The following is a 6,270-nucleotide window of genomic DNA, read 5'->3' as shown; positions in this document are numbered from 1 at the left end:
CGCCGGGGCCGGGGTCGCGCGGGCCCGCCGCGGGTCGAGGAAGCCCGCGAAGACGTACGACCAGCCGAACTGCTCGGCGGCCGTCACGTACCCGGTGTCCTTGACGAAGGCCGCGTACCGGGCGTTGGTGACGGCGTGTGCGTCGATGTGGAACGCGGAGACGGTGACCTCGCGCACGGGTCCCTCGCCGTCGCCGGGGTTGGCGTGCTCGTCCTCGTTGCCCATCAGGAACGTGCCGCCGTGCAGCGTGATCATGCCCTTGCCGGGCGGACGGCGGCCGCTGTTCGCCTTGGGCGGCAGGGCGCGCGGCCCGGGCGCCGTCTCCCCTCGCGGCGCCGCGCAGCAGGGGGACGGGGTCGGTTCGTGCGCGGTCATGTGAGGGCTCCTCCCCGGACGCGGCCCTGGTCCCGGCCGATCTTCGCACGAGGGTTCGGGCGGGGCCGTGGCCGACCCCGCCCGGGCCCTCACCCCTGCGACTTGTACAGGCCGAACTCCTTGATGCGGACGGTCGAGCGGGCCTGGGTGACCCGCAGCCGCCAACGGCGGGCGGTGACCGTGGTGGGCAGGGCGAGGATGCGGGCGGCGCCGATGGTGCCGAGTTCGGTGGCGGTGGTCCAGGCGCCGTCCACCTCCGCCTCGACCACGAAGTGCTCGGCCTGCTGTCCGTGCCGGATGTCCTCGGCGAGCCGGATGCGGTCGACCGCGGCCGGCCGGCCCAGGTCGACGGTGCGGGTGCCCGCGCCGTCGTCCCGGATGCGGGCGCCGCGCGCGAGGTCCTCGGGCAGTTCGCCGTCGGTGCGCTCGCGGAACTCCTTGAGGCGGGCGACGTCGGCGGCGGGCAGCAGCCCGTTCGTGTCCGGCGGGACGTTGAGGAGGAGCACGGCGCCCCGGCCCACCGACCGGTACCAGATGTCCGTCAACTCCTCGACGGACTTGGGCTGTTCGTCGGCGTGGTAGAACCAGCCCGGCCGGATCGACACGTCGCACTCGGCGGGCCACCACTGCAGGGCGGCGGCGTCCGGCTGTGCCGTCAGGAGCGCCTCGCGGCTGCCCTCGTCGGCACAGTCGTAGGGCAGGACGCGGTCGTACTTGCCGTTGCCGCTGTCCTTGACGGCGATGACGCTCCACTCGTTCTCGCGCGCCATGCCGTCCTCGTTGCCGACCCAGCGCACGTCGGGTCCGGACACGGCGATCGAGGCGTTGGGGGCCAGTTCGCGCACGAGGGCGTACCAGCTGTCCCAGTCGTACGTCTCGACCTTCTCCGGCGGGATGCGGCCCTGCGCCCCGTCGAACCACACCTCGTCGACCTCGCCGTATTCGGTGAGGACCTCGTAGAGCTGGTTGAGCATGTGGGCGCCGTAGTCGGTGGCGTCGAGGTCGTACGTGGGCAGGTCCCGGCCCGCGCGGTCGTCGCCGTCGACGAGCGTGGGGATCGTGCGGGTGGTGCGGGCGCTGCCGTTGGCGTAGACGCCGTCCAGGTACTGGTTCTCGTCGGCGGGCGAGATGTAGACGCCGACCTTGATGCCGTGGGCGCGCATCGAGTCGGCGAAGGAGCGCAGCACGTCGCCGTTGCCGTCGCGCCAACTGCTGCTCACCACACTGTGCCGGGTGTAGCGCGAGGGGTAGAGGACGAAGCCGTCGTGGTGCTTGGCGGTGAGGACGGCGAGCTTGAAGCCGCCGTCGCGCAGGGCGCGTGCCCACTGGTCGGTGTCGAGCCCGGTGGGCCGGAAGACGTTCGGGTCCTCGTCGCCGATGCCCCATTCGAGGCCGGTGAAGGTGTTCACGCCGAAGTGCAGGAACGCCGTCTTCTCCAGTGCCTGCCAGGCGAGTTGACGCTTCGTCGGGCGCACGTGCGCGGCCTTCGCGAGGAGTTCGCCGGGCGAGTCGTCGGGGCTGACGGGAATCCGGAAGAGCGGTTCGGCGGCGGCCGGTGCGGCGACCGCGGGCAGGCCGGTGCCGGCGACGACCGCCGTGGCCGTCGCGGCCAGGAGGACGTGCCGTCTGCTGAGGGTCATGTGCGGGCGGTTCCCTTCGGTTCAGCTCTGGGTCAGGGTCCAGGCGGTGGGGGTCTCCTGGTCCGGCGGGTACTGCACGAGCCGGCCGTCCGGGGTCGCGTCCAGCGTCATGCACGTGATCGCGTTCGTGATCCGGAACCCTCCTGCGGCGCGCGTGAGTTGCCAGCGCTGGAGGGTGTTCTTGGCGTCGCAGGTCTCCCAGGTGGCGGCCGAGCCGGGCTCCAGCGGCACGTTCAGGGTGAGCTTCCCACTGCGCGTCTCCAGGCAGGCGCCGTCCGCGTTCGTCAGCGTGGCGTAGCCGTCGGCGGTGCGGGCGAGCCGGACCGGTGCCGGGTCCGTGCGGCGGCCGCGGTCCGCGAGGGTGTACGTGCCATCGGCGAGCGGCACCTTCGTCAGGTCGCGCCATCCGGGGGCGTGGCCCACCGCGCCCGCCCGGGCGGTGAACTCGGCGTAGCTCGCGTCCGGGTGGGGTGTTCCCCAGGTGGTCTGGGCGATGTGGGCGAGCGGCATACGGGTCGCGGCGGCGACCTCGTTCTCGGTCTCCCCGCGTCCGTTGTCCGGCCACAGGCTGATCTTCGCTCCGGTGATCCCTTCGCGGGAGGCGAGCTTCTCGCCCTCGAAGCTGCGCGGGTCCCACTGCTCGTCGTACAGCTTCCGGGTGTCGCTGTGGAAGCCGCCGCGGATGACGTAGAGCGAGTAGGCGGCGTTCATCACCGGGTAGCCCTGCGCGATGAGCCGGCTGGGCTTCACCTTCACGTCCAGCCAGTGTTCGACGGTGGTGCCGGGCTCGACGGGCACGGTGTTGGCGCCGGTCAGCCCGTCGTTCCAGATGCGCAGGTGCTTGCCCTTGCTCGCGGCGTACGCCTCGACGCGGTTGACGAAGTCGATGAACGCGTCCTGCGGAGTGGCGTTCGCCCCGTACTTGGCGCGCGCGTACTTCAGGACCTGCGGGTACTTGGCGAAGTCGGAGCCGAGCATGTACTCGTCGGCGCCCATGTGCCACCACTTGCCGGGGAACACCTTGCCGTACTCGTCGATCAGGCTCTTGTAGTAGGTGAACGCCTCGGGCTTGGTGATGTCGAGGCGCGACGGCTGGGCGTTGCCGTCGGCGTCGACGAGCTGGAGGTCGGGCCGGTCCTGGATCCACGGGTCCATGTGGCCCGGGGAGTTGATCTCCGGGACGATCGTGACGTGATACTTCTCACCGAGCGCGACGATGCGGCGGATCTCGCTCCTGCTGTAGTAGCCCCAGGTGTTGGCCTCCGGGTGGGCGGCGCTCTTCACCTTGATCTCCAGCAGGAGCTGGTTGAGCTTGCGGTACGCCATGTCGCGCACCAGGTTCTCCAGCCAGTCGGTGGAGATGTGCACGTAGCAGGCGCAGACGCCGACGCCGCGCTCCTTGTACTGCGGCACGTCGACCGTGCGTCCGGCGGGTATCTCGTCGCTCTGCGACAGGAGTTGGAGGAGGGTGCGGGTGCCGTAGAAGGCGCCGGTCTCGGCGGCGCCGGTGATCTCCAGGCTGCTGCCCGCGCTCAGTTCGTAGCCCTCGCCGCCCAGTTGCTTCCGCGCGGCGTCCACGTCGACGACGATGTCGCCGGTGCGGGACGGGCCGCCCGTGACGGGAACGGCGCCCTTGCCCGCGGCGCGCAGGTCGGCGGCGAGGGTGCGGGCGACGCGTCGGGAGGCGGCGTCGTGCGCGACCAGTCGGGTGCGCGACCCGAAGGCGTAACTCCCTTCCTGTGCCGACCAGTTGAACAGAGAGGGAACGGTGCGCGGCACGTCCTCGCGCGTGGCGGTGTCCGCGTGGGCGGCGGCGACGGGAAGCGTCGCCAGCAGCAGGGTGAGCGTGGCGCCCAGCAGGCGTGCCCTGTGCCGTCGCCGCGGGGACTTCGTACGGAACTCAGTCAGCATGACATCCGAGGATTCACGAAGCGGAGAGACATGGTCCATGGACATCCCCGGCGGGTTCTTGGACATATGCCCGCGCCCGCCGGGGACACATCGGAGGTCAGCGGCTCAGCGGCCGTGCCACTCCACCTTGAACACCCATACGTGCTCGCCGGCCTTGCGCGCCGCGGCCGGCACGTCGACCACGAACGCCCCGTTCCGCACGGTCCAGTTGAGTGGCCGGTCGTAGCCGAGCATCGTGACCTTGTCGCCGGGCCGCACCGGCACCGGCGCCTCGACGGTGAGCTTGGACCCGGGGGCGGCGAGCGAGTGGATGTAGAAGGCCTCGTTCGGCCGGACGGTGAACCGGAGGTCGTCACCGAGCTCCGCCATCCGCGACCAGTACGTGGTGTCGTAGACGGCCTCGCCGTTGGTCCTCAGCCAGTGGCCCGTCTCGCGCAGCCGGGTCTGCATGATCTCGGGAATGGTGCCGTCGGCGCGCGGTCCGATGTCGAGCAGGAAGTTGCCGTTCTTCGACACGATGTCGACGAGGCTGCGCACGACCTCCTCGGTGGTCATGTACTTGTCGTCGGGGGTCTGGGCGTTGTAGCCGTAGGAGAACGGGTCGAGGCCGCGGCTTGACTCCCATTTGGCGACGACCGTGTTGTCGTACGTCGTGTATTCGGGCGTCGTGAAGTCGTGGAAGCCGATCCCGGCGCGGTTGTTGACCGCGACCTCCAGCGGCCTGGGCCGGTTCTTGCCGTGGTTGAAGTACTCGGCGAGCACGTGCAGCGAGTCGTTCTCGCCGCCGATGTCGCACCACATCATTTGCAGGTCGTAGCCGTGGATCAGCTCCAGCATCTGCTGGGCCTGGAACTCCTTCACGTAGTCCTTGCCGGCGGTGTATCCGGTGTACGGGACGGGCTCCAGGGTGTACGGGTTGCGCGGGGCGTGGCCCATCCACGGGCTGTCCGGGTTGAACCATTCGGGCATCGAGAAGTACAGGGCCCGGTGGAGTTCGGGCGTGTACTTCTTGGAGGCGTCGAAGAGGGCCTTGACGAGGTCCTTCTTGGGGCCCATCCGCACGGAGTTGCGGTCGGACAGATTGGTGTCCCACAGCGCGAAGCCCTCGTGGTGCTTGGACGTGAGCACGTGGTACTGGGCACCCGCGTCGCGGAACAGCTCCACCCACGCGCGCGGGTCGAACTTCTCCGCCGTGAAGCGCGGGATGAAGTCGTCGTAGGCGAAGTCCTCGCCGTAGACCTCCTTGTGGTGCGCGTACGTCGGGTTGTTCGGGTCCTGCATCTGGTTCCAGTACCACTCGGCGTACTGGGTGCCGACCGGCGCCCACGCGGGCACGGAGTAGACGCCCCAGTGGATGAAGATGCCGAACTTGGCCGCGTGGAACCAGTAGGGCGCCTGGTGCCCGGAGAGCGAGACCTCGGTGGGCTGGTAGTCGGGGACGCCGAGCGTCAGCTTGCGCCCGGTGCTCGCGGCGCGCTTCCCGCGTCCCGTGGCGAGGACCGTGCCGTCCTGGACGGTGCCGGGCGCGACGCCGCCCCGGTTGCGGATGCCGACGCGGACGCGGGCCTGCTCGCCGGGTGCCAGCCACTTCACGCGCGCGGGCTCCACGGTGCGGGCGCCCGGGACGTCGACGCTGACGGTGAGCGCGTCGGAGGCGAGGACGCTGACGGTGCCCGCGTTGATGACGGTGGCCTCGACGCTCTGCGCGCCGGAGCTCTCCAGGAGCGAGAAGGTGGAGCGCGCGTCCCGCAGGGCGAGGGCCCGGCCCTCGGCGGCCGGCTGCAGGGACAGGGCGAAGACGTGCAGGGCGGTCTTGTTCTCCTCGGCCGCATCGAGCTTCGGCAGCGTGATCGCCACGGCCTCGCGCCCCGCGTCGAGGGCGATCTCACTGACGCCGATGCCGACGCGGTGGGCCTCCTTGGTGCCGTCGGGCTTGTAGCGGAAGGAGGCGGAGACGACCCCGCTGCCGGAGTACCAGTCGGGTCCGCTCAGCCCGCCGCTCTGCGTGGAGCCGTCGGCGTAGTGGACGGTGGCCTGTCCGGAGGCGTCGCCGTAGCTGCCCGCGGCCAGGAACAGGGCGGACAGGTAGCGGCCCGCGGGCAGGTCGATGCGCTGGCCGAGCGCGACGATGTTGTTCTTCGCGCCCGCGGCGCCGGACGGGAACTCGTAGGGCACGCCGTCGACTTCGAGCCGTCCCGCGGCGAGCTCCTCGCCGGGGAACGTGTAGCCACTGCCGTCGAAGCTGCCGCCGCCCGCCGTGGCGGTGTCGATGCCGTCGTTGTCGAAGTGGGCGTCGAGCGGCACCGGGACCGGTGCGGGGACGGTGCCCCAGTCACCGCCGGCG

4 protein-coding genes are annotated in these 6,270 nt (G+C 70.9%); all 4 read right to left on the bottom strand.

Going from position 1 to position 6,270, the window contains the following annotated elements; all coding sequences use genetic code 11:
* A partial coding sequence (locus G3I40_RS14795; protein ID WP_164302637.1) for an SUMF1/EgtB/PvdO family nonheme iron enzyme occupies nt 1-375 on the bottom strand: 375 nt, incomplete at its 3' end.
* Nucleotides 376-464: 89 nt separating this feature from the next.
* Nucleotides 465-2,015 (bottom strand): alpha-L-fucosidase, encoded by a 1,551-nt coding sequence (locus G3I40_RS14790; RefSeq protein ID WP_164302636.1) that lies wholly within the window; start codon nt 2,013-2,015, stop codon nt 465-467.
* Between the two features lie 21 nt (nt 2,016-2,036).
* Nucleotides 2,037-3,926: a beta-N-acetylhexosaminidase gene (locus G3I40_RS14785; protein WP_164302635.1), complete on the bottom strand. Its 1,890-nt coding sequence runs from the start codon at nt 3,924-3,926 to the stop codon at nt 2,037-2,039.
* Nucleotides 3,927-4,031: 105 nt separating this feature from the next.
* On the bottom strand, nt 4,032-6,270 hold a 2,239-nt coding region (locus G3I40_RS47140; RefSeq protein ID WP_164302634.1), incomplete at its 5' end, for an alpha-L-fucosidase.

Source organism: Streptomyces sp. SID14478 (assembly GCF_010548525.1).
Classification (GTDB): domain Bacteria; phylum Actinomycetota; class Actinomycetes; order Streptomycetales; family Streptomycetaceae; genus Streptomyces.
This window is presented reverse-complemented; position numbering and strand designations above follow the sequence as displayed.